Raw genomic sequence first — 23,399 nt, forward strand, 5'->3', positions numbered from 1 at the left:
GGCCTCGCAATTGCGAGGCCTTTGTTTTTGCACGCCAGCCAGCATCGCACCGGCAACGTGTCTTAACGCTTGTCCGGTTTTGCCAGCAATGTGTAGACGCAAGGCAATACGAACAAGGTGAACAAGGTGCCAATCGACATACCCGTTGCGATCACCGTCCCGATGTCGAAGCGGCTCACGGCCCCGGCACCGGTGGCCAGGATCAACGGCACCATGCCAAACACCATTGCCGCTGTAGTCATCAGTACGGGCCGAAGGCGAATCGACGCGGCTTGCTCCACGGCTTCGCGTGGGCTCAGGCCTTGTTCCTTGCGCAATTGGTTGGCGAACTCAACGATCAAGATGCCGTGTTTGCTGATCAGGCCGATCAACGTCACCAGCCCCACCTGGGTATAGATGTTCATGCTCGACCAACCAAGGAACAGCGGAATCAATGCGCCACAAATCGATAAAGGCACCGTTACCAGGATCACCAGCGGATCCCGGAAACTCTCGAACTGCGCCGCCAGCACCAGGAAGATAATCGCCAGGGCCAAGGCAAAGGTCGCCCACAAGGCGCTGCCTTCCTGTACGAACTGGCGCGAAGCCCCTGCGTAATCGAAGGCGAACCCCACCGGTGCTTCCTCGCGGGCAATCTGTCGAACGGTCTCGATGGCTTCGCCCATGCTCACGGTGGGAAACCCCGAAATGGTCACGGCGTTGAGCTGCTGGAACTGGTTCAGTTGCCGCGGTCGTGCCTGGTCGCTGACCTTGATCAACGTCGAAAGCGGGAGCGACTCGCCCTGGGCATTCTTGACGTAGTAATTATTCAGCCAGTCCGGATTGTCCCGGAACGGTCGCTCCACCTGGGCGATGACCTTGTAGCTGCGCCCTTCAAGGGTGAAGCGGTTGATCTCCGATTCGCCCAGCAACGTCGCCAGGGTTCCGCCCAGGTCCTGCATGGAGACACCCATCTGGGCAGCCTTGGCGCGATCGATGTCCACGACCACCTCGGGTTTGTCGAAGGCGAGGTCAATGTCCATGAAGGCAAACTTGCCCGACTCCAGCGCGCGTTTCTTGACCCGTTCGGCAATTTGCAGCAGCGTCGTGTAGTCCTTCGGCGAGTTGATGACGAACTCAAAGGGCAAGCCTTCGCCGGTGCCAGGCAGCGAGGGCAGGTTGAAGCCGAAAATCTGCAGCCCAGGGATGCTTTCCAGCTTGGCCTGGACTTCGGGCAGGATTTCCATCTGGGTGCGGCTTCGTTCGTTCCACGGCTTGAGCAGGAAGCCGCCGATGCCCGATTGCACGCCGTTGTAGCCATTGATCTGGAAGGACGAGTAATACTCGGGGAACTCCTTGAAGATCGTGATGAAGTGATCCGTGTAGGCGTTCAGGTAATCGAGGTTGGTTGTCTTCGGCGCGTTGGCCATCATGAAGATGATGCCCTGGTCCTCGTCTGGCGCCAGTTCGGATTTGGTGAACATGACCAGCACAGGAATCAGCAGCAGGACGATGACGGCGAACACCAGCACCACTGGCCGGGTTTCGAGCGTGCCATGGAGCATGCGCTGGTAACGGCTCTTCAGGCGTTCGAAGATCACGTCCAGCCGATGGGCCAGCCCCGAGGGATTCTGGTCATGGCGCAGCAGCATTGCGCACATCATCGGCGACAGGGTCAGGGCGACGATGCCGGATATCACCACCGCCCCGGCCAGGGTCAGGGCGAATTCCTTGAACAATGCCCCCGTCAGGCCTTCGAGCAGACCGATAGGCGCATACACCGCCGCCAGTGTGATGGTCATCGAGACCACCGGCATGGCGATTTCCCGGGCGCCTTCTATCGCGGCGTCGAACGGGGTCTTGCCTTCCTCGATATGCCGATGGATGTTTTCCACCACCACGATCGCATCGTCCACCACCAGGCCGATCGCCAACACCATGGCCAGCAAGGTAAGCAGGTTCATGGAATAGCCCATCAACTGCATGAAGAACATGACGCCGATCATCGACAGTGGAATGGTCACCACCGGGATGAGCACCGAGCGCAAGGCGCCGAGGAAGAGGAACACCACGACGATGACAATCAGCACCGCCTCGAACAGGGTCTTCACGACCTCATCGATGGAGGCCTGGATGAAAAGGGTGGCGTCGTAGGCGATCTCGGCCTTGAGGTTGGTCGGGAGCTGGGCTTCCATTTCCGGCATGATCTTGCGCACTTCCTTGATCACGTCCAGCGGGTTGGCGCCGGGCGTGGCCTTGATGCCGATGTACACCGAGGGCGTGCCACCAAAGGAGCTGATGGTGTCGTAGTTTTCGGCGCCCATTTCCACTCGCGCCACGTCCCGCAGCAACACGCGGCTGTCACCGTCGGTCTTGAGGGGGATCGCGGCGAACGCTTCGGCGGACTTGAGTTCGGTGTTGGCGTTGATACTGGTAACGACGTACTCGCCTTTCACTTCGCCGGCAGCGGAAAGGAAGTTCTGCTGGCGCACGGCATTGGTCACGTCGGCAGCCGTCAGCCCGAAGCCCGCAAGCTTGACCGGGTCCAGCCACAGGCGCATGGCAAAGACCTGGTTGCCCAGGATCTCCGCTTCAGCCATGCCGGGCAGGGTCGCCAGCTTGGGTTGGATCACCCGCGACAGGTAGTCGGTGATCTGCGGATTGTTCAGTTCCTTGCTGAAGAAGCTGATGTACATCAGCGCCGAGGCATCGGCTGCCTCACGACTGAGTACCGGGTCTTCGGCGTCCTGTGGCAGCTGGTTCTTGACTTCGTTGGCCTTGGCCAGCAGTTCGGTGAAGAGCCGGTCACTGTTGGAGCCGATGCGGGCATAGACCGAGATCACCGAGAAATTCTGCCGGCTGACCGAGGTCATGTAGTCGATGCCCTCGGCACTGGCCAAGCTCTGTTGCATCGGCTGGGTGATGTAGCCCTGGATGGTCTCGGCGTTGGCCCCAGGGTAGGCCGTGGTCACCGTGATCAGGGCGTTTTCCATTTGCGGATACTGACGCAGGGGAAGCTTGCTCCAGGCCTGGAAGCCCAGCAGCACGATCAACAGGCTGACCACGGTGGCGAGCACCGGGCGGCGGATGAACGGATCGGTAAAAGCCATGGGGATTCCTTGATCAGTCCGCGCGTGGCGTGCTGTTCTGTTCGGTCAGCGTCTTGTCGTCGCTGATGGCGATGGGCATTCCGTTGTCGAGTTTGAGCTGGCCGGCAATCACCACTTCTTCACCGCTGTGCACGCCCTTGGTGACCAGGACCTGCCCGTCGCGACGCTCGCCGGTTTCAACGAAGCGCCGCTCGGCGATCAGGATCGGCTGGCCCTTGTCATCTTTCTCGACGTTACCGTCGGCGGTTTTCTTCTGGGTGACCACATACATGGAATTGCCATAAAGCGTGTAGGTCACGGCGCTTTCCGGGACGACGATGCCGGCAGCCATGTCTGGCAGGATCACCTGCAGGTTGGCGAACATGCCCGGCAACAGCTTGCCGTCGGGGTTGGCGAGGGTGGCGCGCACCAGCACGTTGCGGGTGGTGTCCTCGACCTTGGGGTTGATGGCGCTGATGGTGCCGACGAATGTCTGGCCTGGGTAGGCCGAGACACTGACATTGACTGGCTGGGCAACGGCGAGCCGAGGCACCGTCTGTTCCGGGACATAGAAATCCACGTACAGGCTGCTGAGGTCTTGCAGGATGGCGATTACCGTGCCGCTGGCCAGGTAGTCGCCAACGTCCACCTGGCGAATGCCTATGGTGCCGCTGAAAGGCGCGACGATGTGTTTCTTCGCCAGCGATGCCTTGAGCTGGTTGACGGTGGCCTGGTTTTTCTTCAGTTGGGCTGCAAGCCGATCGAATTCACCTTTGGAGATCGCCTGGCTGCCCACCAGTTGTCGGCCTCGGCCGAAATCCAGCTGTGACAGGCCGAGGTCGGCCTGGGCGGTTTCCAGCAGGGCGCTTTCGACTTCGCTGTCCAGTTGCAGGAGCGGTTGGCCGGCCTTGACCTTTTGTCCCGATTCGAACTGCAGCTTTTGTACCGTCCCGGCTATTTCCAGGCTCAGGTCAACGCCTTGCGAGGCCTTGAGGCTGCCAACGGTGGGCAGGCGAGACTGCCAGGGCTGCTCGGTGGCCTTGGCCACGGCAACACTGACCGGCGGTTTCGGGGCAGAAAACATCTGGATCTGCTGGTAGATGGAGAAAGCCTTGTAGCCTGCCAGCAACAGCACCACCAGCAGGACAACACCCAACATGATCAGCATGCGGCGTCGCAGCATGTTCCACTTCCTTTGGAAAAGAGCTGAGAGAAACTAAAGATAGGCGGGCACATTACCCTGAGTACGCAGGGTATTCCAGATGCTGTCGGGTCCGTGGTGCGTGGGATTTTTCCGAAATTTCAAAGCCCCCCTGCACCGATGGGTTTCGCTTTCCTGCTCAGATCAGATGCAAATGGTTGTCCCAGAGCCCCGCCGGCAGGTCCAGCGGTTTGGCAACCAATTGTGATTGCCGGCAATCGTAATAGCGGCAACGCCCTTGGCCCGACGTCACGACAAAACCGTCGGCCACCGCGCCGACCCCTGCGCAGTCCGGCAAAGGCGCATCCAGGCGAACCTCGCCGCTGTCCAGGTCCCAGATGAAAAAGCGGTTGCCCCGTGGTGCCGTCAGGGCCACCAGGCGCAGTTCGCTGTGCACGGCGACGCTGGCGGTGTAGTGCCCCATGGCTTGTAACTGATGTTCGGGCACGGGGAACGCCTGGAACGGTTGGCCCGGACGCTTGATCGCCAGCAGTTGCGACGGCTCGTGCGCTGCGCCCATGAATTGCTGGCCGGAAACGATGGTCCCGTCGCTGGCAATACCCAAATGGCGCACGCTGTTCATTTGCTGGGCGAGGGTTTCCTTGCTCAGCAAAGTGCCATCGCGCTGCATCAGTACCAGGCTCGGTTCCATGGCGTCGAGATTCATCTCGACCCGGCTCTCGGCCTCGGTGCGGATCCCGCCGTTGGCCACCACGAGCGTTTCACCGTCGGGCATCCACGACAGTTGATGGGGACCAATACCGTGGGTTGAAATCTCGCCGTTGTGCACCAGCCGCTCGCCTTCGAAATGGTACACGCCCAGCAGGCCGCGGCCCGGATCGCGAGTGTCATTCTCCGTGGCATACAGCCACTCGCCACTCTTATGGATCACCGCATGGCCGTAGAAATGCCGGTTCGGCAGCGAAGCGAGGGTCTGCAGCAGCGTCCCGTCGCGTAGGTCGATCAAATAGCTTTCGGTGCCCGGACGGCGGGCGACGAACAGTGCGATCGGCAGCGTCGGGTGATTGATGATGTCATGGCAGCGCTGACTGACCCGGGTAGCGAACGCCCGGGTGCCGTCCAGTCGATAGCCGACGGCAAAGTGATTGCCGTCGCTATCGTCCCGTGCCGAAAGCAGTAGCGGACTCTTGTCCTTTTGCTTGAACAGCGTCCAGCCGCCCAGGGTGACGGCGCCCAGCAGCAAGCTGCCGAGTGCCAGGACCTGACGTCGAAACATGATCAGTCACCGTCGTTGGCGTTGAAGCCCAGTTGAATGCCCAGCGCCTTGGCCAGTTCGCCTTCATGCAGGCGATGGACGACGTTGAGGCTGTCGTACAAATCGTTGAGTTGTTGGCGCCCAGCGTCGTCACCGAGCATTTCGGTCAGCGAGCGCTGGCTGCTGGCGAACAGTTTGAGCGAGGCGTCGTAGGCAGCGTCGATCTTGTCGGCCAACCGTTTCTGGTCGCTGGGCAGCAAGCCTCGCAGGCCCTTGTTGTCGACGCCGACCCACACGGTCCTGGCGGCGCTCAGGCTCGCTTCCAGCCCTTGCAGTGACGACTGGCTGCGCCAGGCATCGGCCTGGAACGGTTGCGGCACGCCCTTGCTCTGGCGGCCCATCGGCGTGCCGAGCTTTTTCTTCAGGGTGTCCAGGGCGGTGACCTGGACCCGCAGCAGATCGGCGATCGCTTCGTGGGAATCGGCGTAGCGCTGGTTAGGAAACTTGCTCATCTGGGCGAGCATGCCGTCGTTGCTGTTCCAGCCCGACAGAATCTCCTCGGCCAGTTGCTTCTGGCGTTCGCCGATGGCGATGAGCAGCGGGCAATACTTGGCTTTCTGGGCGCTGTCAGCCATGTCGATTTTCGCGTCGAACAACAGATATTCGTAGGCCGAAAGCCCTTGCACGACCACGCTGGACTTGGCCAGGCCGGCGGCGTCGATCTGCGGCTGGCTGTTGACCAATTGCTCGACCTGGCGGCCGACGAGGTTTTTCTTGTCGGGCCAGAACTGCACCTGCCAGGCGCGGTTGCCTTCTGCCAGCGGGCCGATCAGCAGCGGCTGCAATTGGGCCCAGGCTTTTTGCGCCTTGAGGAAATCGGCGCGCGCGGTTTCCAGGTTTTCCTTGCCTTGGCAGAACGCCAGGGCACTGCTCGCCAATTGCCGGTCGGCCTCGACCCAGCGGCTGTAGGTCGGCAGGATCACTTGCTTGGCAATGGCGGCCGACGTAACCGCTTGCGGATCCTGGGGCGAGCAGGCACCGAGGACGATGGCGGCGAGGCTGGTGAACAACAGCTTGGGACGGAACATGTCGGGCTCCCGTTTCGGAAATTACGTTTAAAGGGAATTCAGGAAAGCCAATAGCGCAGCGCGCTGTTCGGCGTTGAATGCTAGGACCTGTCGCTGCGCCGCCTGGGCTTCGCCACCATGCCAGAGCACGGCTTCGAGGAGGTTTCGGGCGCGACCGTCATGCAGGAACTGGGTATGGCCGTTAACGGTTTCGGTCAGGCCGATGCCCCACAGCGGCGGGGTCCGCCAGTCACGACCGCTGGCCTTGAACTCGCTGCGGTTATCAGCCAGGCCTTCGCCCATGTCATGCAACAGCAGGTCGGTGTAGGGACGGATGACCTGGTTTGCCAGCTCCGGTTCGGCAGCCTTGGCGGACGTGGTGTATTCAGGGGTGTGGCAGGACTGGCAGCCCGCCTGGAAAAACAGATTCTTGCCCGCCAGCACCTGGGGCGAATCCACGTCGCGGCGGGCCGGCACCGCGAGGTTGCGGCTGTAGAACAACACCAGGCGCAGAATGTTATCGCTGACTTCCGGTTCGCCCTCCGGGCCGTTGCCGTTGGGTGCGCGCTTGCAGTCGACCTGGGCCTCGGTGCAGTCGTCGAACGGCCGCAGGCTGGTGGTCAGGCCCATGTCGCCGGAAAAAGCGTGGACATTCTGTTGATTGAGGTTCGGCTGGCCGGCCTTCCAGCCGAAACGCCCCGGCACGGTCTTTTGTCGGACATCGTCCCAGACCATGTTCGGACGGCCGGCGATGCCGTTTTTTTCCCGCACTTGCGCCTGCGCATTCGCCAGGATGGCGTCATCGGGGATGGCCTCGAGCAGACCCAGGCCGATCATCGGCGGTGCGACGCGGGCCGAAAAGCGTGTGTCGGGGTGCATCGGGCCATAACCCAGTTGAGTAATCTTCAAGGTCGGCTTGCGCAATTCCACCACGGTGCCGTCCGCAAAACGTACCGGCACCGGGGTGTAATCGACGCGCACCTTGCCTTCCGGCGTGACGCCCGGTACCGACATGTCTTGCAGCTGCCCGCCATAGACCGGCTCCGGCACGACGCCGAGTCGTTCGATGACCTTGGCGTACGGCGCTGCATCGGGGATCGACAGGCGCACCAGCATCGATACCGCGCTACTCGCACCTGGCGCTGGCGGGTGGCCGCGTCCGTCCTTGATATGGCAATTCTGGCAGGCGTTGGTATTGAACAGCGGTCCGAGGCCATCGCGGGCGGTGGTGGTCGACGGCGCAATCACCCATGGGCTGCGGAAGAAACTGTTGCCAACGCTGAAGTCCACGCGCCGCGAGGGCGGCAGGTTGGCCGAGGGCAGGGAAAAGGCGTTCTGATCACTCTTGCGGACCGTCGCGGCGCCACCGGAACGGGCTTCACCCGGTTCGGCCTGGGTAAAACGCGGGGCATCGTCGCAGGCACTCAGGCCCAGGGCCATGAACAGTGCACATAAACGAAGAGGCAACGGCGGCATCGGGCGTCCCGGGGGATGAGTGAAAACGAGGGCGCAAAGTCTAACAGGGCGGGGCAGTTTGAATAAGAGGAATTATCGTTTGGTTGGTGAGAGCCGCTTTGATGGGAGGGCTCACTCAAGGATGGACTGACCCTCGCCACAGGTTGAATAGTTCGTCTTGAGTTACGGCTGGACGACAGCCCCCGGCACCAACGGCAGCTCCAGCGTCGCAATGAACCCGCCCTCAGGATGATTGGCCAGTCCCAATGCACCGCCATGGCGTTCGGCGGCGCGGCGCGCGATGGCCAGGCCCAGGCCGTGGCCGGCGGCGGTCTGGCCGGGGGCGCGGTAGAAAGGTTCACCCAATTGGCCCAGATGCTCGGCCTCAACGCCTGGCCCGTGATCGCGCACGCTGAGCAGGATTCGCTCCCCCTGGCGCACCGCGCGCATTTCGATGGGCTGCCCGTCCGGACTGAAGCGCTGGGCATTGCGCAACAGGTTATCCACGGCCCGCTCGATCATGGTCGGCCAGCCCTTGAGGATCAGGTTCGGCTCCGCTTCCAGTTGCACGATCTGATCTGGCGAAGCCATCTGGGCGTCTTTTTGCAGGGTGACCAGCAGGCCATTGAGATCGACCTCCTCGGCGCTGGCGTTGTCGGCATCGACCCGTGCCAGGACCAGGATTTCACTGATCAGCGCCTCCAGGCGATCGCACTCGCGGGTCAGGCGCGGCCAGAGTTTCTCGCGCTCTTCGGGGCTGGCCCGCTCTGCCAGCGCCAGGGCGATGCGCAGTCGGGCCAGGGGCGAGCGCAATTCGTGGGAGACGTCGCGCAGCAATTGGCGCTGGCTGGCAATCAGGCTTTGCAGGCGCGCGCCCATGCGGTTGAAATCAGTGGCCAGCACGCCGAACTCGTCCCGGCGGTTGGCCAGTTTGGCGAGGCTGTTCTGCTGATAGGTTGCCTGTCCCAGATCATGCACCGCGCCGCGCAGGCGGCTCAGCGGCCGGGTGATGGAGAGGGTCACCAACAGGCTGAACAAGGTCAGTACCACCAGGGCAATCGCCAGGGCGCTGAGGGGCCAAAGCAAGCTGCCGCGGTGCCAGGCGTCCAATTCGGGGTGGGGTATGCGGTAGATGAACAGGTACGTGTCGCCGGTCTTGGCACTGGTGAATTCGTCGGTCAGGCGCCGCCAGGGCAGGCGTCGATCATCGTTGTTCTGTCGCGCTTCGAAGGCGGCGGCACGATGCGGGAACGTGCCACGCACCACCGGATCGCCGCTTTCATTGAGTACCTGGACGTCAATGTGGTACTGGCGCTTGCGCTGTTTGAGGATGTCCTGGGCGGCATCTTCGCCCTGGCTTTCGTAAGTCTGCGTCCACTCCTCGGCCAGGGTGTTGAGACCTGGATGGCGGCTGAGGATCCAGGCGTCCTGGTTCAACATGTGGCCCAGGAGAATCGAAAGTCCCGCCACCAGAGCGATGGCCAGCCAGAAGCTGGCCAGGACGCGCCAGAACAATGAGCGCACGGAGTTATCCTCAAAAAACAAAGAAAGCCCAACGGCGGTGTGCCGTTGGGCTGGGGCATTTCACTGCATTATTGCGCTTTTTGCGGTTGTTGCGCTTTCCAGGCCTTGAATTCGGCCCACTCGGCCCGACGCTCGGCCTGTTTTTTCTGAATCGCGTCGAATTCCTTCTGCTGCTCAGGTTTCAACAGGCCGCGGATCTGTGCATCGACTTTCTGATGCCGAGCCTCCATTTCGTCCTTCATGGCTTTCTGGTCGGCTGGCGACAGCTTGGCCAGGTATTTGTCCACCAGTTCCCGTTGTTCGTGGCGCTGCTCGCCCATGATCTGGCGAATCTGCTGGCGTTGTTCGCGGCTCAGGTCCAGTTGGCTGTACGGGCCTTTATCGTGCATCTGGCCGCCGTGACGCGGGCCGTCCATCGGCCCCATCGGACCTGGACCTTCGGGCATGGCCATGGCGACGGTCGGCAGGGCGGCGGCGAACAGCAGGGCGGTAAGGGTCTTGCGCATGGTGTCTCTCCTTGTCTCATTCCCGGTCAGTTCCGGATGTGTGCAGATTACTGAGATCAAGGTCAGCGGCGGTCAGCGGTGGGTAAAGCTTGGGTAAAGACGGTTTGGTGCAGGCCTGACAAAACAGCATGAGCCAAACACAAAAGTTGTGGCGATAGGATTACTGTGGCGAGGGGATGAATCCCCGCGCCACAAAAGATCGGCGCAGTGCCTTAAAGGCTGTAGTAATAACCCCGGCTACGCAGCGCCACGATCCGTGGACGGCCGTCGGGGTGGGGGCCGATTTTCTTGCGCAGGTTGCTCACGTGCATATCCAGGCTGCGGTCGTACAGGGTCAGCTTGCGGCCCAGGGCGAGCTGCGCCAGCTCCTGTTTGTCCAGCGGCTCGCCCGGCTGCTTGAGCAGCGCTTCGAGCAGGCGGCTTTCGGACACGGTGAGGGTTTGTTCCTGTTCATCGATACTGACCACGCCCCGGACCGGGCTGAAGGTCAGGTCTCCCAGTTCGATCTGGCTGGACACGGCCGCAGGATGGCTGCGCCGCAGCACGGCGCGCAGGCGGGCGGTCAGTTCTCGGGGGTCGCAGGGCTTGGCCAGGTAATCGTCGGCGCCCAGTTCGAGGCCGAGGATGCGGTCCAGCGGTTCGCCACGTGCCGAGAGCATCAGCACCGGCAGCTCCGGGTGTTCGTTGCGCAATTGCTTGAGCAGTTCCAGGCCGCTGCCGTCGGGCAGCATCACATCCAGCACCACTGCCGCCGGGGCGGTTTCGGCCAGGGCCTTGCGGGCGCTCAGGCCATCGTGGCAAGCGCGGACCTGGAAACCTTCCTGGCCCAGCCAACTGCCGAGGAGCTCACACAGCTCCTGGTCATCATCTATCAGTAACAGCTCGCTCATGACTCACTCAATTTAGCCATTGCCGACGTTGTCTACGTCCACCGCTGGCAAAGATACCGCAGAGCAGGGCCAATAGCGCTACCCCTGCGCCGACGACGAACCACTGTTGCTGTTCGGTCAGCAGGCGGGGCAGGGGGCTGGACTGGGCTTCCTTGAGTTGCAGCTTCAGGCGCTGGTTTTCCTGGCGCAACCGCCCCACCAGCGCAGTCTCGCGTTCGCCATTGGCGTTCTGTAATTGTTGGGTCAGTTCTTCGCGCATGCGCTCGCTGTCTTTCAAGCGTTGCTGCAATTCGGCGATCTGGCCGCCTGCGCTCAGGGACAACGGCGCTGAATGAGCGGCCTCGGTGCTTTCCTCGCCATGGGCGGGCGCCCCGATCGCCAACGTGACCAACAACAGGCACAACGGACCTTTGCGCATTGCAACTCCTGAATTCCAATCGAGATTAAGCAGATTAGACAGGTTGTCGGCAGGCCGGCGAGAACAATGAGCAATTGAACGCGATGAGCCAGGAAGGCCCATCGCGTCGGGGTCGTTACGGCAGGACTTGCTTGAACGGCTTGACCACGACATCGGCATAGACGCCGGCTGCCACGAATGGGTCGGCCTTGGCCCAGGCTTGCGCGGCGGCCAGGGAGTCGAACTCGGCCACGATCAGGCTGCCAGTGAAGCCGGCAGCGCCCGGGTCGTTGCTGTCCACCGCCGGATGGGGGCCGGCCAGCACGATGCGGCCTTCGGCCTTGAGCTGTTGCAGGCGCTCCAGATGTTCGGGGCGGGCGGCCAGGCGTTTTTCCAGGGAGTTGGCAACATCGGTGGCAATGATCGCGTAGAGCATGTCAGTCCTCGGTTTTTGGCGTGGTGGGGTCGGCATCGTGCAGGTGTCGGGACAGGTAGATACCCTGGCCGATCAGGAACAGCAACGTCATGCCCAGGCTGCCGAAGACCTTGAAGTCGACCCAGTACTCCTGGAACGTGAACGCAACGAACAGGTTGGCGGCGCCGCAGAACAGGAAAAACGCGATCCAGGCGATGTTCAAGCGGGTCCAGATCACCTCGGGCAGGTTGATGGCGTGGCCCATGATGCGCTTGATCAACAGGCGATCACCGATGAAGTGGCTGCCGATGAAGGCCAGGGCGAACAGCCAGTTGACCACCGGGGCTTTCCATTTGAGGAAGGTTTCGCTGTGGAAGGCCAGGGTCAGGCTGCCGAATACAAGGCAGGCGATCAGGGTCAGCCACTGGCTTTTCTCCAGCTTGCGCTGGGAAATGAACAGCGCGCCGTAGACCACCAGGGAGCTGATGATCAATACCGCGGTGGCGCTGTAGATACCCCCTACAGTCAGGGAATGACCGGCGAAGTCGACGGTTCGGGGATCAAGCTTGTAGACGATGAAAAACAGCAGGAGCGGGATGAAATCGATGAATTGTTTCACAGTGGCAGCCAGGAGCAGGATGTGGCGGCATAATAACAAACATCCTTGGCCGCGATAGGGCCAGCTGATTTGAGGTAACAAAGTCTCGTGAATGTTGATTTGCACTGCCACAGCACGGCCTCCGATGGCGCCCTTGCGCCTGCGGTTCTGGTGGCGCGGGCGTTCGAGCACGGCGTGCGAGTCCTGGCCCTGACCGATCACGACACGCTTGAAGGCCTCGATGAGGCGCGCAGCGCCGCGACCGCGCTGGGCATGCAACTGGTCAACGGGGTCGAGTTGTCCTGTACCTGGGGCGGGGCGACCATCCATGTGCTGGGCTACGGTTTTGATGTGACGGCACCGTCCCTGGTCCAGGCCATCGCCGAGTTGCGCGATGGCCGTTGGCTGCGCTCCGAGGAGATCAGCCGCAAGCTCGCCCTCAAGGGCATGCCCGGTGCGCTGGAAGGGGCCCGGCAGATCCAGCAGGAGCTGGGCGACAGCGGCAACGCGCCGGCCCGTCCGCATTTTGCCGACTGGATGGTGCGCGAAGGTTTCGTCAAGGACCGCGCCGAAGCCTTCCGAAAATGGCTGGGGGCCGGCAAGCTGGGGGACGTCAAGCAGCACTGGCCGACGCTCGAGGAGACGGTCGGGACGCTGCGGGCCGCCGGCGCCTGGATCAGCCTGGCACATCCCTGGCACTACGATTTCACCCGCAGCAAACGCCGCCGCCTGATAGCCGACTATATTCAAGCAGGGGGCCATGCCATCGAAGTGGTCAATGGCCATCAGCCGGCCGAGCAGGTCGGCAGCCTGGCGATCCTCGCCCGGGAGTTTGGATTGCTGGTGAGCGCCGGCAGCGATTTCCATGGCCCGGGAGGCTGGTCCGAAATTGGCGAATACCGCCCGTTGCCGGAAGATCTGCCACCACTATGGTGTAGATTCAAACATGATCCCGTTATCGCCGACGTCTGAACAGGTAGAACACGTGAGTCAATTTTTCCAGATTCATCCGGAAAACCCGCAAGCGCGCCTGATCAAACAGGCAGTGGAAATCATCCGTAGCGGTGGCGTAGTGGTTTACCCCACGGACTCGTCCTACGCCATTGGTTGCCAGATCGGCGACAAGAATGCCGTCGAGCGGGTGCGACGCCTGCGTCAGTTGGATGACAAGCACAACTTTGCGCTCATCTGCAGCGACCTTTCGCAGTTGGGGATGTTCGCCAAGATCGACACCGGTACTTTCCGTCTGCTCAAGGCTCACTTGCCAGGGCCGTACACGTTCATTCTCAATGCGACCCGGGAAGTCCCGCGGCTGCTGCTGCATCCAAAGAAACGGACCATCGGCTTGCGGGTTCCGAGCCATCCCATTGCCCTGGCGCTGCTGGCGGAACTGGGTGAACCGCTGATGAGCGTGACGCTGATCATGCCCGGCGAGACCGATCCGCTGACCGACCCCTATGAAATTCGCCAACTACTGGAACACCAGGTCGACCTGATCATCGACGGCGGTTCCGGTGGCATGAAGGCGTCCACGGTGATCAACCTGGCCGACGGCGAGCCGCAGGTGGTGCGCGTTGGCTGCGGCGACCCGACCCCGTTCATGGTCGAGGCCTGAATGTCCGTTGTGGAAACTGCCGTCGACAGCGTAGACAGCCAGGCCGGCGCGCAACAGGAGCTGCCATTCGCCATGGTCTATGGCCAGGCGGTCATGGAAATGCCCCTGGACCTGTACATTCCACCGGACGCGCTGGAGGTTTTCCTCGAAGCCTTCGAAGGCCCGCTCGACCTCTTGCTGTACCTGATTCGCAAGCAGAACATCAACATCCTCGACATTCCCGTGGCGGAAATCACCCGCCAGTACATGGGGTACGTCGAGTTGATGCAGTCGGTGCGCCTGGAACTCGCGGCGGAATACCTGGTGATGGCGGCCATGCTGGCCGAGATCAAATCGCGAATGCTGCTGCCGCGCTCGGCCGAGGTCGAGACTGAAGAGGATGACCCACGTGCGGAGCTGATCCGCCGCCTTCAGGAGTACGAGCGGTTCAAGGCCGCCGCCGAAGGCATCGATGGCCTGAGTCGGGTCGGACGTGATGTCGTGGTGCCCAAGCTCGACGCTCCCGAGGCGCGGGCGCGCAAGTTGTTGCCCGACGTCAGCCTGGAGGAGTTGCTGATGTCCATGGCCGAGGTGCTGCGCCGTGGCGATATGTTTGAAAGTCACCAGGTCAGCCGCGAGGCGCTGTCCACCCGAGAGCGCATGAGCGATGTGCTGGAACGGCTCAAGGGCGGCGGCTTCGTGCCTTTCGTCGAGCTATTCAGCGCCGAGGAAGGGCGTCTGGGCGTAGTGGTGACGTTTATGGCGATCCTGGAATTGGTCAAGGAATCCTTGGTCGAGCTGGTGCAAAATGAGCCGTTCGCAGCGATCCACGTGCGAGCCCGAGCCGAATAACGAGCAAATCAATGAACCTGACTGAACCCCGCGAGCTGGCCCCCTTGCTTGAAGCTTTCCTGTTGGCCTCGGGAAAGCCGCAATCGATGGAGCGCCTGTTCGAACTCTTCGAAGAAGGCGAGCGACCCGAGCCGGCCGTGTTCAAGAAAGCGCTGACGCTGCTGGGCAAATCCTGCGAGGGTCGGGCTTTCGAGCTCAAGGAAGTTGCGTCCGGCTATCGCCTGCAGATTCGCGAAAAATTCGCGCCTTGGGTAGGGCGCCTGTGGGAAGAACGGCCGCAGCGTTATTCCCGCGCATTGCTCGAAACCATGGCGCTGATCGCCTATCGCCAGCCGATCACTCGCGGCGAGATCGAGGACGTGCGGGGCGTGGCGGTCAACAGCAACATCGTCAAGACCTTGCTGGAGCGCGAGTGGATCCGCGTCGTCGGCTATCGCGATGTGCCGGGCAAACCGGCCATGTTCGCCACCACCAAGGGATTTCTCGATCACTTCAACCTGAAGAACCTCGACGACTTGCCGCCGCTGGCCGAACTGCGGGAGCTGGAGTCTGCGCCGATGCTGGAGTTCGAGGACGCTCCGGTGCCCCAGGGCCTGCAAGAATTGGCCGACGCCAGTGCCGAGCCCGAGGAGCCGAAGGAGGAGACCAGTTTCCATTCGTTGTTGCTGGAACTGGACAGCATGGAGGAGGGCTTGAAGACCGATTTCGATGACTTGCTGCGTAAGGAGCCTGGCCTGGAAGGCGAGGCGGATGAACCAACGCCGCCTCTGGATGAAATCGAGCACGCACCGGAGCCTGAGCCGGAAGAGGACATTCTCGGTGTCACCGAGGCCCGGGAAAAATTGCTCGCCGCGGTTGCCGCCCTTGAGCCGCCGGAACCCGAACTGAGCGACGAAGAGGCCGAGGCCCGCGCCTTGGCTGAAGCGATCGAAAACGAACGGCGCCAGTTCGAGGACTGATACTGCCTAACCTCCGCCTCTGCGAGGGCGAGTGAACCATGAGCTCCACAAAAGACCCTTGCATCAGTCTCTGCAAGTTCGACGCAGATATTTGCATTGGCTGCGGGCGCAGCAAGCGTGAAATCAAAGCCTGGAAAAAACTCGATAAAGACGACAAGCGCGTCGTGCTGGCCGAGGCGGCGCTGCGCCTGATCAAGCTTGGCGCCACCGGTCGGCGGAAAAAACGTTAAGCGCGTTCCTATCAGCTAGTCTCTGATGCGCAATCACATCAACGAGCGTATGATTCGCGACCCTTTGGCGATCCCTTCGCCGAAAGACCTGTTTTCAAAGTGTCAGGCCAAGCCTGGCTCGACCACACCGGGAGGTGCCCAGAAATGAACGACCAAGACCAGAACGACAACCAGGAAATCGGCCCCGCAGGCGAAAAACTGCAAAAGGTCCTCGCCCGCATCGGCGTCGGCTCGCGCCGTGACGTGGAAGCCTGGATCACCCAGGGCCGGATCAAGGTCAACGGCAAAGACGCCACCTTGGGCCTGCGTGTCGACATGCATGACGCCATCACTATCGATGGCAAGGTGATCAAGCGTGAAGAGGCCGCCGAAACGGTGCGCCGCGTGATCATGTACAACAAGCCCGACGGCGAGATCTGCACCCGTGACGATCCGGAAGGCCGCCCGACCGTGTTCGACAAGATGCCGCGCCCGAAAGAAGGCCGCTGGATCAACATCGGTCGCCTGGACATCAACACCACCGGTTTGCTGATGTTCACCACCGATGGTGAGCTGGCCAACCGCCTGATGCACCCGTCCTACGAGATGGACCGCGAATACGCGGTACGTGTGCGTGGCGAAGTCGATGACGAGATGATCGAGCGCCTCAAGGCCGGCGTCGTGCTGGAAGACGGCCCGGCGCGCTTCACCGACATCAAGCAGGCACCCGGCGGCGAAGGTTTCAACCACTGGTACCACTGCGTGGTGATGGAAGGTCGCAACCGTGAAGTGCGGCGCCTGTGGGAATCCCAGGGGCTGGTGGTCAGTCGCCTGAAGCGCGTGCGTTTCGGCCCGGTGTTCCTCAACTCCGACCTGCCGATGGGCCGCTGGCGCGAAATGACCCAGCAGGAAGTCGACATCCTCGCGGCTGAAGTGGGCCTCAAGCCTGTGGCAATGCCGCAGATGACCGCCAAGAGCAAGGACAAGCTGGAGCGGATGCAGCGCAAGTCCTCGCGTCCGATGGGCAAGACCGAGCGCGTGCGTACACTGCGCCCGGCGGCCGAGGGCGTAGCGACTGGCCCACGTCCTTCCCGTGAGCCGCAGATCGAAGGCGAGCGCCCGGCCCGCAAGCCTGCACCGCGTCAGGACGGCGAACGCGGCCCGCGTGCGCCACGTCCGGCCAATGGTCGTACCGAGCGGGGCGAAGGCCGCGCCCCGGCCGGTCGCGGTACGCCAGTGGCCGATCGCCCGGCTGACACCAAGCGTCCGGCCAAACCTGCGCCGAAAAAGCGCCCGGGTATCATCCTGGCCGACCGCGACGCGCCATCGGGTAAACGCCGTGGCGCACCGGCAGGTTCGGGTCAGCGTCCGGGGTTTGGGCGTCGTAAGCCGGAGTAAGCAGCTGCGAGCTTCCAGCGTTTAGCTGCAAGAAAAAACGCCAACCGTTGGGGTTGGCGTTTTTTTTGTCTGGCTTTAGCGATGCTGTGCCTTGGAGTCTGCCTTCGCGAGCTTGCTCGCGATGACGCAGCCGTCCTACAACCAATCCCAGCCTAAAGCACAAACCGCCCATCGAACATCGGCTCTTTGTCCAGCGCCAGCACACCGCTTTCGAAAATCAGATCCAGGTGATGGCTGCCCTTGGCCCCGCCACCGAGCCCCAGGTGCAGGCCGCAATGGCGTTCTTCAAAACCGGCATTGCGCGCGTACAGGCTCTTGACCCCTTCGTTGGTGCCGATCCCCAGTTCCTCGATGCGTCGGTTTGATGGATTGGCATCCAGGTACCGGTTGAAATCGTGTTCAAGACCCGGGACATCGGTGGCGATCTTCTGGATCGTGGAGTCTTCGATCCACAGCTCCAACGGCGACTGCAGCACGCCGTATTTGCGCGCAAAGGGGATGGTGCCGAGGAAGGTGCCGACGAATTTTACCCGGCCATTGATGGTGTCGCTGTGGGTGGCGATTTCGCCAGGCGCCAAATCGTAATTGCCGACGCCGTTGATGTCGGTCCACTTCTTGACACCGTTCAGCGCGGTGTCGAAATACGAGCCGTGCTCGTCCTCGAAGCTCAACGTGGTGGCCTGGGACATGCGGCGGATCAGGTGGCTGTTGAGCCCGGCGATACGCTGCGGAATCACGCTGAAGGTGTCGTAGAAGTATTCACCGTAATCTTTGAACAACAGTGATTTTTTCCAGTTATCCGCCATCACCCCTTGCAACGCGCGGACAAAATCGGGGCCGTCGGGGCGCGGGTTGGGAAGGGTGGAAGAGTCGTAGAAGAAAATGTACAGGTCGCTGTCGGCAATCGCTTGGGACAGCCGCTCCGTGGTTTCAAGGTCCAGGCGCATGGCGCTGAACCGGAACGGTGATGTGCCGCCGGCCTGTTCGGCAATGCTGCCGGCCAGCGCTTCGTAATCGGCGGTGTGGCCGAGCAATACCTTGGCGGGCTGGATGCCGGCCAGGGCGGGATGATGTTCGAGGTAGTAAAGGAAATGTGAGATGGCTCGTTGTGTGTCCATGCTTATTCTTCCCTGACGATTGATTTGGCTTCCTGGCAGCAGGATGGCGGAGCCGACCGGCCGGATCAGCTCCGCCGGGTATCGCTTACAGAGGCCACATCGCCGTGCCGAACGGAACGACGGCGTCGGCTTGCATCATTTCAACGGCGGCTTCATGGGTCGGTGCCTCGAACCATTCGTCCAGTTGCAGTTCGGTTTCCAAGTCTTTGTCCAGTGCTTGCATAGTGAATCTCCTAGATGACTTTTGCGGAAAACGCGGGCCGATTCGGCGAGTCAAACCCGGCAGAATCGGCACCGCAAAAACTCGCCGGCACGATGCCTGGGCAAGTGGCTGAAAACCTAGTCGAGGGTTTTTTGGAATGCAAAAAAATATTTTAGTTTTTTTCTTTTGAACTTTTTGTTCCATTTTTTAAGCGCAGGTTAACCGTTGGAAAACAGCTGATTGGCCATCTTATTTTGATAGGTAGCTACCTACCGTCAATTTGCAGTCAGTCCTCGATAGTTTCCCAGCTGGAAATTTTGCGTTACGTCTCGTAAAGAAATGCTGACGGAAAATGCCCGTCGTCTTGGCGGCGAGCGAAGTTTTATTCGCGTGTAAGAAAAAGCTTCCGCATCGCCTTGGCCCAAGTCGTTTTGAAGGCTCTGGCCCGGTTGTTTCAGGCGCATTTCAAGGGTGAGATGCGCTCCATGCCTGTCGTGCAGGCGAATAACAAAAAGGAGGCGCAATGAACGCCGTAGCTCCGTTTCCATTCTCCCGTGGTGGCGTTTTTTACGTCGCTCGCATCATCGGCTCGCAAGGGCCCGGATATCTTTTCGCAGCCGCCCGACATGCTCGGGGCGGCCCCGTGCGATCCCGGCAAACGACACGCTGATCCGGTGGTGTCTGGCAGCAGGGGGTCAGCGGTGTACAATGCGCCGCGTTTTACTGTGACCCTTCGCGTACCCACGCACTTTCAAGGTTATCCGCCTTGTTCACTCCGCCACGCCACAAGCGTGTCGGGTTCGATTTCGTCACAGATAAAAACAAACAGGTGACGCATGACCGTTGTAAAAACGCTGAATTCCTGGTGCCTGCGCTGGGGTTTGATCGGCGCTGCTTGAGATCCGATTCGAGCGGCAACGTCTAACGAACATCATCAAACCTTGCGTGAGACCCTTTTCATGAGTGGACAAAACTCGCATTCGGGCGAGCTGAAACGCGGCCTGAAAAATCGCCACATTCAACTGATCGCCCTCGGTGGCGCGATCGGCACCGGCCTGTTCCTCGGCTCGGCTGGGGTACTGAAATCAGCCGGCCCGTCGATGATCCTCGGCTACGCCATCTGCGGCTTCATCGCCTTCATGATCATGCGCCAGCTGGGTGAAATGATCGTCGAAGAGCCGGTGGCTGGTTCCTTCAGCCATTTCGCCCACAAATACTGGGGCGGTTTCGCCGGGTTCCTGTCGGGTTGGAACTGCTGGATTCTCTACATCCTGGTAGGCATGTCCGAGCTGACCGCGGTCGGCAAGTACATCCATTATTGGGCGCCGGATATCCCGACCTGGGCTTCGGCGGCGGCCTTCTTCATCCTGATCAACGCGATCAATCTTGCCAACGTCAAGGTCTTCGGCGAGGCCGAGTTCTGGTTCGCGATCATCAAGGTCGTGGCGATTGTCGGCATGATTGCCCTGGGCAGCTATCTGCTGGTCAGCGGTCACGGCGGCCCGCAAGCGTCGGTGACCAACCTCTGGTCCCACGGTGGGTTCTTCCCCAACGGCGTGAGCGGCCTGGTCATGGCCATGGCGATCATCATGTTCTCCTTCGGTGGCCTGGAGATGCTCGGTTTCACTGCCGCTGAAGCCGACAAGCCGAAAACCGTGATTCCAAAGGCCATCAACCAGGTGATCTACCGGATCCTGATTTTCTACATCGGCGCACTGGTGGTGCTGTTGTCCCTGACGCCATGGGACAGCCTGTTGACCACGCTCAATGCCTCCGGCGATGCCTACAGCGGCAGTCCGTTCGTGCAGGTGTTTTCGATGCTGGGCAGCGACACGGCGGCGCACATCCTCAACTTCGTGGTGCTGACTGCTGCGCTGTCGGTCTACAACAGCGGCACCTACTGCAACAGCCGCATGTTGTTGGGCATGGCCGAGCAGGGCGATGCGCCCCGGGCCCTGGCGAAAATCGACAAGCGCGGTGTGCCGGTGCGTTCGATCCTGGCTTCGGCGGCGATTACGCTGGTGGCAGTGCTGCTGAACTACCTGATCCCGCAACATGCACTGGAGTTGTTGATGTCGCTGGTGGTTGCCACCCTGGTGATCAACTGGGCGATGATCAGCTACTCGCACTTCAAGTTCCGCCAGCACATGAATCAGTCCGGCCAGGCACCGCTGTTCAAGGCGTTGTGGTATCCGTATGGCAACTACGTCTGCCTGGCGTTCGTGGTGTTCATCCTCGGCGTGATGTTGCTGATCCCAGGCATCCAGATCTCGGTGTACGCGATTCCGGTGTGGGTGGTGTTCATGTGGGTGTGCTATCTGATCAAGAACAAGCGCGAGGCTCGGCATGAGCTGGCGGTGGCGGCTGCTGCCAAGTAAGCAAGCCTGAAATACAACAAACCCGGCCAAGTGCCGGGTTTGTCGTTTCAGGCAAGACACAAATCCCCGGGAGGTGTTGTCTAGGGGATCGCGGTATCCTGTGGAACCTGACACCGGACACTTTCCATGCTGGTCATTTCCAACACCGTGCACATCCCGGACGCCGAGATCGAGCTGACGGCCATTCGCGCCCAGGGCGCCGGGGGGCAGAACGTCAACAAGGTGTCCAGCGCCGTGCACTTGCGCTTCGACATCCCGGCCTCGTCGTTGCCCGAGTTCTACAAGGAACGGCTGCTCGCCCTGCGTGACAGTCGCATCACCAGCGACGGTGTGTTGATCATCAAGGCCCAGCAATACCGCACGCAGGAACAGAACCGGGCGGACGCATTGGAGCGCCTGGTCGAACTGATCCTCAGCGCCACCAAGGTGGAAAAGAAGCGCCGCCCGACCAAACCGACCCTGGGCTCGAAAAAGCGTCGCCTTGAATCCAAGACCAAGCGCGGCTCGATCAAGGCCGGGCGCGGCAAGGTGGATTTCTAATTTTTCTCCCGCTCTTCACGGTAGCGAGGGGCCTGCCGGTAGAGGTAGACGCTCAGCGCCAGCCCACCCAGGGCCGCCAGTGCCGCGAACAGGAAAATCGAGGCAAAGCCGAAACCGGCGGCTATCGCCCCGGCCAGTGGGCCGGTGATGCCCAGCGATAAATCGATGAACAGCGAATAAGCCCCCACCGCCGCCCCGCGGCTGGAAGCCGGCACCAGGTTGACCGCTTCCACACCCAAAGCCGGGAACACCAGCGAGAAGCCGAAACCACTCAACGCCGCGCCCGCCAAGGCCCATTGCGCATCAGGCGCCAGCCATAACAGCAGCAGGCCCAGGGTTTCCACCGACAAGCAGGCAATCGCCACCCTGAACCCTCCGAGACGGTTGATCAGATTGCCGTACAGCAAGCGCGCACCGATGAAGCAGGCACCGAACAGGCTCAGGCACAGCACGGCGTTATCCCAATGCTGCGTGGCGTAATACAACGTAATGAAGGTGGCAATGGTGCCAAAACCGATGGAGCCCAGGGCGAGCCCGCAGCCGTGGGGCAGCACGCGCCCCAGCACATGCAGGAACGGCAGGCGCTCGCCGACGACGATGGGCGCGGCGGTTTTCGGCCAGGCCAACGCCAGCCCTAGCACGGCCAGCAGGACGATGCTGACGCCCATGCTCCACAATCCCAGGGATTTCACCAGCCATACCCCCAACGGCGCACCAATCGCCAGGGCGCCGTAACTGGCGATGCCGTTCCACGAGATGACCTTGGCGGTGTTTGCCGCACCGACCCGGCCGATGCCCCAGCCAATCGATCCCGAGCCCACCAGGCTTTCCGCACTGCCCAGCACCAGACGACCGATCAACAGGCTGGTCAGGCTCAGGACCGGCATGCTCGCGGTCCAGGCGGAAACCAGCATGAACACGCCGCTCAAACCACACCCGGCCAGGCCGAACATGACCGCGCGCTTGCTGCCAAGGTTGTCGATGATGCGTCCCGCATATGGACGGCTGAGCAGAGTGGCCAAGTACTGGACGCTGATTACCAGCCCGGCGATCACTGCGCCGAATCCCAGCTCGCCATGGACGAACCCGGGCAGGACGGCCAAGGGAATGCCGATGTTCAGATAGCCGATGAAGGTAAACAGGACAATGGAAACGACTTGCAGCGTGACCGCCATGGGGCGCTGGAGATCTGGCATGGGGAAAAGGTCCACGGGGCAGCAGGATAGATAGGCTGCTTATGATAACGGTGACCGCCGGGGTGGAGCGTGGAAAAGTAAAACTATTTGCCGGACGGCGGTTCAGTTGTGCTCTTGCCAGCGACCAGGTGCGTGGTGACCAGCGCGGCCAGGGCATTCTCTTGGGTGCCGAACCGAGCCAGCAGGGTGGCTTGTTTTTCGGGAGAGAGGCGGGTCCAGATCTCGACCATTTTCTCGGCGGTGCCGATCAGCACGCTGGCCTGGGCCGGGCTGAAGGAGGAGTTGTCGTCGGTCATGGCGTGGGGCTCGGATTCAGGCGGTGTGGAAAGCGCATCTTAGCGCTTTCCACACAGTCTGGTGGTGCGGGTGAATCAGTCTTCGCTGTCGGCCGGGCGGCGTTCAGTGGCTTGCTGCTGCTCGGGTGGCTGGGCGTCGGGTTGCCCTCCGGCTTGCCGCGGGGTTGTCTGCTCAGGTTCGTGAAGGCTTGGGAAGGGGAGATTAGGGATCTCGTGCATATCGCGCTCCTCGCAAAGTCTGTTGATCGATCGGGTAGGTCCGCGCTTTTAAAAAGCCTGGGCAGGATACCCCAGGAGAAATGACAAAAAGACTTTTAAAT

General features: G+C 61.4%; 24 protein-coding genes. 8 read left to right on the forward strand and 16 right to left on the reverse strand.

Annotation, left to right across the window (positions count from 1 at the left end):
- Positions 1-62 precede the first annotated feature (62 nt).
- From VQ575_RS06270 to VQ575_RS06320, 11 genes are all read right to left on the reverse strand, one after another.
- Positions 63-3,089, reverse strand: a complete 3,027-nt coding sequence (locus VQ575_RS06270; protein WP_039591780.1) for a multidrug efflux RND transporter permease subunit — start codon at positions 3,087-3,089, stop codon at positions 63-65.
- Between the two features lie 13 nt (positions 3,090-3,102).
- A complete protein-coding gene (locus VQ575_RS06275) occupies positions 3,103-4,251 on the reverse strand; it encodes an efflux RND transporter periplasmic adaptor subunit (protein WP_039591781.1) in 1,149 nt (382 codons plus the stop codon).
- Positions 4,252-4,408: 157 nt separating this feature from the next.
- Positions 4,409-5,506, reverse strand: coding sequence for a DUF1513 domain-containing protein (locus VQ575_RS06280; RefSeq protein WP_325919284.1), 1,098 nt, complete (start codon positions 5,504-5,506; stop codon positions 4,409-4,411).
- Positions 5,507-5,508: 2 nt separating this feature from the next.
- Complete coding sequence (locus tag VQ575_RS06285) at positions 5,509-6,573, reverse strand: imelysin family protein (RefSeq protein WP_325919286.1); 1,065 nt, start codon at positions 6,571-6,573, stop codon at positions 5,509-5,511.
- Positions 6,574-6,600: 27 nt separating this feature from the next.
- Positions 6,601-8,028, reverse strand: coding sequence for a di-heme oxidoreductase family protein (locus VQ575_RS06290; RefSeq protein ID WP_325919288.1), 1,428 nt, complete (start codon positions 8,026-8,028; stop codon positions 6,601-6,603).
- 162 nt (positions 8,029-8,190) lie between these two features.
- On the reverse strand, positions 8,191-9,531 hold the full coding sequence (locus VQ575_RS06295; RefSeq protein WP_039591785.1) for a sensor histidine kinase: 1,341 nt from the start codon (positions 9,529-9,531) through the stop codon (positions 8,191-8,193).
- Between the two features lie 68 nt (positions 9,532-9,599).
- Positions 9,600-10,037 (reverse strand): Spy/CpxP family protein refolding chaperone, encoded by a 438-nt coding sequence (locus VQ575_RS06300; RefSeq protein ID WP_039591786.1) that lies wholly within the window; start codon positions 10,035-10,037, stop codon positions 9,600-9,602.
- 212 nt (positions 10,038-10,249) lie between these two features.
- On the reverse strand, positions 10,250-10,927 hold the full coding sequence (locus tag VQ575_RS06305) for a response regulator transcription factor (protein WP_039591787.1): 678 nt from the start codon (positions 10,925-10,927) through the stop codon (positions 10,250-10,252).
- Between the two features lie 7 nt (positions 10,928-10,934).
- Positions 10,935-11,345: a translation initiation factor 2 gene (locus VQ575_RS06310; protein WP_039591788.1), complete on the reverse strand. Its 411-nt coding sequence runs from the start codon at positions 11,343-11,345 to the stop codon at positions 10,935-10,937.
- A gap of 115 nt (positions 11,346-11,460) precedes the next feature.
- Positions 11,461-11,760: a YciI family protein gene (locus VQ575_RS06315; protein WP_045156716.1), complete on the reverse strand. Its 300-nt coding sequence runs from the start codon at positions 11,758-11,760 to the stop codon at positions 11,461-11,463.
- A gap of 1 nt (position 11,761) precedes the next feature.
- Positions 11,762-12,358 (reverse strand): septation protein A, encoded by a 597-nt coding sequence (locus VQ575_RS06320; protein ID WP_039591934.1) that lies wholly within the window; start codon positions 12,356-12,358, stop codon positions 11,762-11,764.
- 87 nt (positions 12,359-12,445) lie between these two features.
- On the opposite strand from VQ575_RS06320, the gene VQ575_RS06325 reads away from it, so the two are divergent.
- From VQ575_RS06325 to rluB, 6 genes are all read left to right on the forward strand, one after another.
- Positions 12,446-13,309 carry a PHP domain-containing protein gene (locus VQ575_RS06325; protein WP_045156715.1) on the forward strand — a complete coding sequence of 288 codons (864 nt, stop codon included), beginning with the start codon at positions 12,446-12,448 and terminating at the stop codon, positions 13,307-13,309.
- Between the two features lie 13 nt (positions 13,310-13,322).
- Complete coding sequence (locus tag VQ575_RS06330; RefSeq protein WP_325919290.1) at positions 13,323-13,952, forward strand: L-threonylcarbamoyladenylate synthase; 630 nt, start codon at positions 13,323-13,325, stop codon at positions 13,950-13,952.
- Positions 13,953-14,084: 132 nt separating this feature from the next.
- Entirely contained in the window at positions 14,085-14,783 is a 699-nt protein-coding gene (locus VQ575_RS06335; RefSeq protein WP_325919868.1) for a segregation and condensation protein A, read from the forward strand.
- A gap of 11 nt (positions 14,784-14,794) precedes the next feature.
- A complete protein-coding gene (gene scpB / locus VQ575_RS06340; RefSeq protein WP_325919291.1) occupies positions 14,795-15,742 on the forward strand; it encodes an SMC-Scp complex subunit ScpB in 948 nt (315 codons plus the stop codon).
- A gap of 38 nt (positions 15,743-15,780) precedes the next feature.
- Positions 15,781-15,972: a DUF1289 domain-containing protein gene (locus tag VQ575_RS06345; protein ID WP_198724615.1), complete on the forward strand. Its 192-nt coding sequence runs from the start codon at positions 15,781-15,783 to the stop codon at positions 15,970-15,972.
- A gap of 144 nt (positions 15,973-16,116) precedes the next feature.
- A complete protein-coding gene (gene rluB, locus VQ575_RS06350; RefSeq protein WP_039591795.1) occupies positions 16,117-17,349 on the forward strand; it encodes a 23S rRNA pseudouridine(2605) synthase RluB in 1,233 nt (410 codons plus the stop codon).
- Between the two features lie 152 nt (positions 17,350-17,501).
- Here rluB and VQ575_RS06355 read toward each other — a convergent pair whose 3' ends face one another.
- Both VQ575_RS06355 and VQ575_RS06360 read right to left on the reverse strand, forming a co-directional pair.
- Positions 17,502-18,467, reverse strand: coding sequence for a M29 family metallopeptidase (locus tag VQ575_RS06355; RefSeq protein ID WP_039591796.1), 966 nt, complete (start codon positions 18,465-18,467; stop codon positions 17,502-17,504).
- Between the two features lie 85 nt (positions 18,468-18,552).
- Complete coding sequence (locus VQ575_RS06360) at positions 18,553-18,690, reverse strand: hypothetical protein (protein WP_003178782.1); 138 nt, start codon at positions 18,688-18,690, stop codon at positions 18,553-18,555.
- A 938-nt stretch (positions 18,691-19,628) separates the two neighbouring features.
- Between VQ575_RS06360 and VQ575_RS06365 the strand changes: the two genes are divergently transcribed.
- Together VQ575_RS06365 and arfB are read left to right on the forward strand one after the other, a co-directional pair.
- On the forward strand, positions 19,629-21,047 hold the full coding sequence (locus VQ575_RS06365) for an amino acid permease (protein ID WP_039591797.1): 1,419 nt from the start codon (positions 19,629-19,631) through the stop codon (positions 21,045-21,047).
- Between the two features lie 126 nt (positions 21,048-21,173).
- Entirely contained in the window at positions 21,174-21,587 is a 414-nt protein-coding gene (gene arfB / locus VQ575_RS06370) for an alternative ribosome rescue aminoacyl-tRNA hydrolase ArfB (RefSeq protein ID WP_045156713.1), read from the forward strand.
- On the opposite strand, the gene VQ575_RS06375 is transcribed toward arfB, so the two are convergent.
- The 3 genes from VQ575_RS06375 to VQ575_RS06385 form a co-directional block, all read right to left on the reverse strand.
- Positions 21,584-22,783 carry an MFS transporter gene (locus VQ575_RS06375; protein ID WP_325919292.1) on the reverse strand — a complete coding sequence of 400 codons (1,200 nt, stop codon included), beginning with the start codon at positions 22,781-22,783 and terminating at the stop codon, positions 21,584-21,586. The genes arfB and VQ575_RS06375 overlap by 4 nt on opposite strands.
- Positions 22,784-22,866: 83 nt before the next feature.
- Positions 22,867-23,079 carry a hypothetical protein gene (locus VQ575_RS06380; RefSeq protein ID WP_039591800.1) on the reverse strand — a complete coding sequence of 71 codons (213 nt, stop codon included), beginning with the start codon at positions 23,077-23,079 and terminating at the stop codon, positions 22,867-22,869.
- 75 nt (positions 23,080-23,154) lie between these two features.
- Positions 23,155-23,298, reverse strand: a complete 144-nt coding sequence (locus tag VQ575_RS06385; RefSeq protein ID WP_196304793.1) for a hypothetical protein — start codon at positions 23,296-23,298, stop codon at positions 23,155-23,157.
- Positions 23,299-23,399 lie beyond the last annotated feature (101 nt).

This window comes from Pseudomonas frederiksbergensis (genome assembly GCF_035751725.1).
GTDB classification, from domain to species: Bacteria; Pseudomonadota; Gammaproteobacteria; order Pseudomonadales; family Pseudomonadaceae; genus Aquipseudomonas; species Aquipseudomonas frederiksbergensis_A.

Bases quoted from the DNA above. Each gene is read 5' to 3' on its own strand.
- VQ575_RS06345 (WP_198724615.1), top strand. From the start codon at position 15,781: ATGAGCTCCACAAAAGACCCTTGCATCAGTCTCTGCAAGTTCGACGCA.
- VQ575_RS06375 (WP_325919292.1), bottom strand. From the start codon at position 22,783: ATGCCAGATCTCCAGCGCCCCATGGCGGTCACGCTGCAAGTCGTTTCC.
- VQ575_RS06285 (WP_325919286.1), bottom strand. From the start codon at position 6,573: ATGTTCCGTCCCAAGCTGTTGTTCACCAGCCTCGCCGCCATCGTCCTC.
- VQ575_RS06270 (WP_039591780.1), bottom strand. From the start codon at position 3,089: ATGGCTTTTACCGATCCGTTCATCCGCCGCCCGGTGCTCGCCACCGTG.
- VQ575_RS06310 (WP_039591788.1), bottom strand. From the start codon at position 11,345: ATGCGCAAAGGTCCGTTGTGCCTGTTGTTGGTCACGTTGGCGATCGGG.
- VQ575_RS06385 (WP_196304793.1), bottom strand. From the start codon at position 23,298: ATGCACGAGATCCCTAATCTCCCCTTCCCAAGCCTTCACGAACCTGAG.
- VQ575_RS06300 (WP_039591786.1), bottom strand. From the start codon at position 10,037: ATGCGCAAGACCCTTACCGCCCTGCTGTTCGCCGCCGCCCTGCCGACC.
- VQ575_RS06275 (WP_039591781.1), bottom strand. From the start codon at position 4,251: ATGCTGCGACGCCGCATGCTGATCATGTTGGGTGTTGTCCTGCTGGTG.
- VQ575_RS06365 (WP_039591797.1), top strand. From the start codon at position 19,629: ATGAGTGGACAAAACTCGCATTCGGGCGAGCTGAAACGCGGCCTGAAA.
- scpB (WP_325919291.1), top strand. From the start codon at position 14,795: ATGAACCTGACTGAACCCCGCGAGCTGGCCCCCTTGCTTGAAGCTTTC.
- VQ575_RS06380 (WP_039591800.1), bottom strand. From the start codon at position 23,079: ATGACCGACGACAACTCCTCCTTCAGCCCGGCCCAGGCCAGCGTGCTG.
- VQ575_RS06280 (WP_325919284.1), bottom strand. From the start codon at position 5,506: ATGTTTCGACGTCAGGTCCTGGCACTCGGCAGCTTGCTGCTGGGCGCC.
- VQ575_RS06355 (WP_039591796.1), bottom strand. From the start codon at position 18,467: ATGGACACACAACGAGCCATCTCACATTTCCTTTACTACCTCGAACAT.
- VQ575_RS06305 (WP_039591787.1), bottom strand. From the start codon at position 10,927: ATGAGCGAGCTGTTACTGATAGATGATGACCAGGAGCTGTGTGAGCTC.
- VQ575_RS06360 (WP_003178782.1), bottom strand. From the start codon at position 18,690: ATGCAAGCACTGGACAAAGACTTGGAAACCGAACTGCAACTGGACGAA.
- VQ575_RS06290 (WP_325919288.1), bottom strand. From the start codon at position 8,028: ATGCCGCCGTTGCCTCTTCGTTTATGTGCACTGTTCATGGCCCTGGGC.
- rluB (WP_039591795.1), top strand. From the start codon at position 16,117: ATGAACGACCAAGACCAGAACGACAACCAGGAAATCGGCCCCGCAGGC.
- VQ575_RS06315 (WP_045156716.1), bottom strand. From the start codon at position 11,760: ATGCTCTACGCGATCATTGCCACCGATGTTGCCAACTCCCTGGAAAAA.
- arfB (WP_045156713.1), top strand. From the start codon at position 21,174: ATGCTGGTCATTTCCAACACCGTGCACATCCCGGACGCCGAGATCGAG.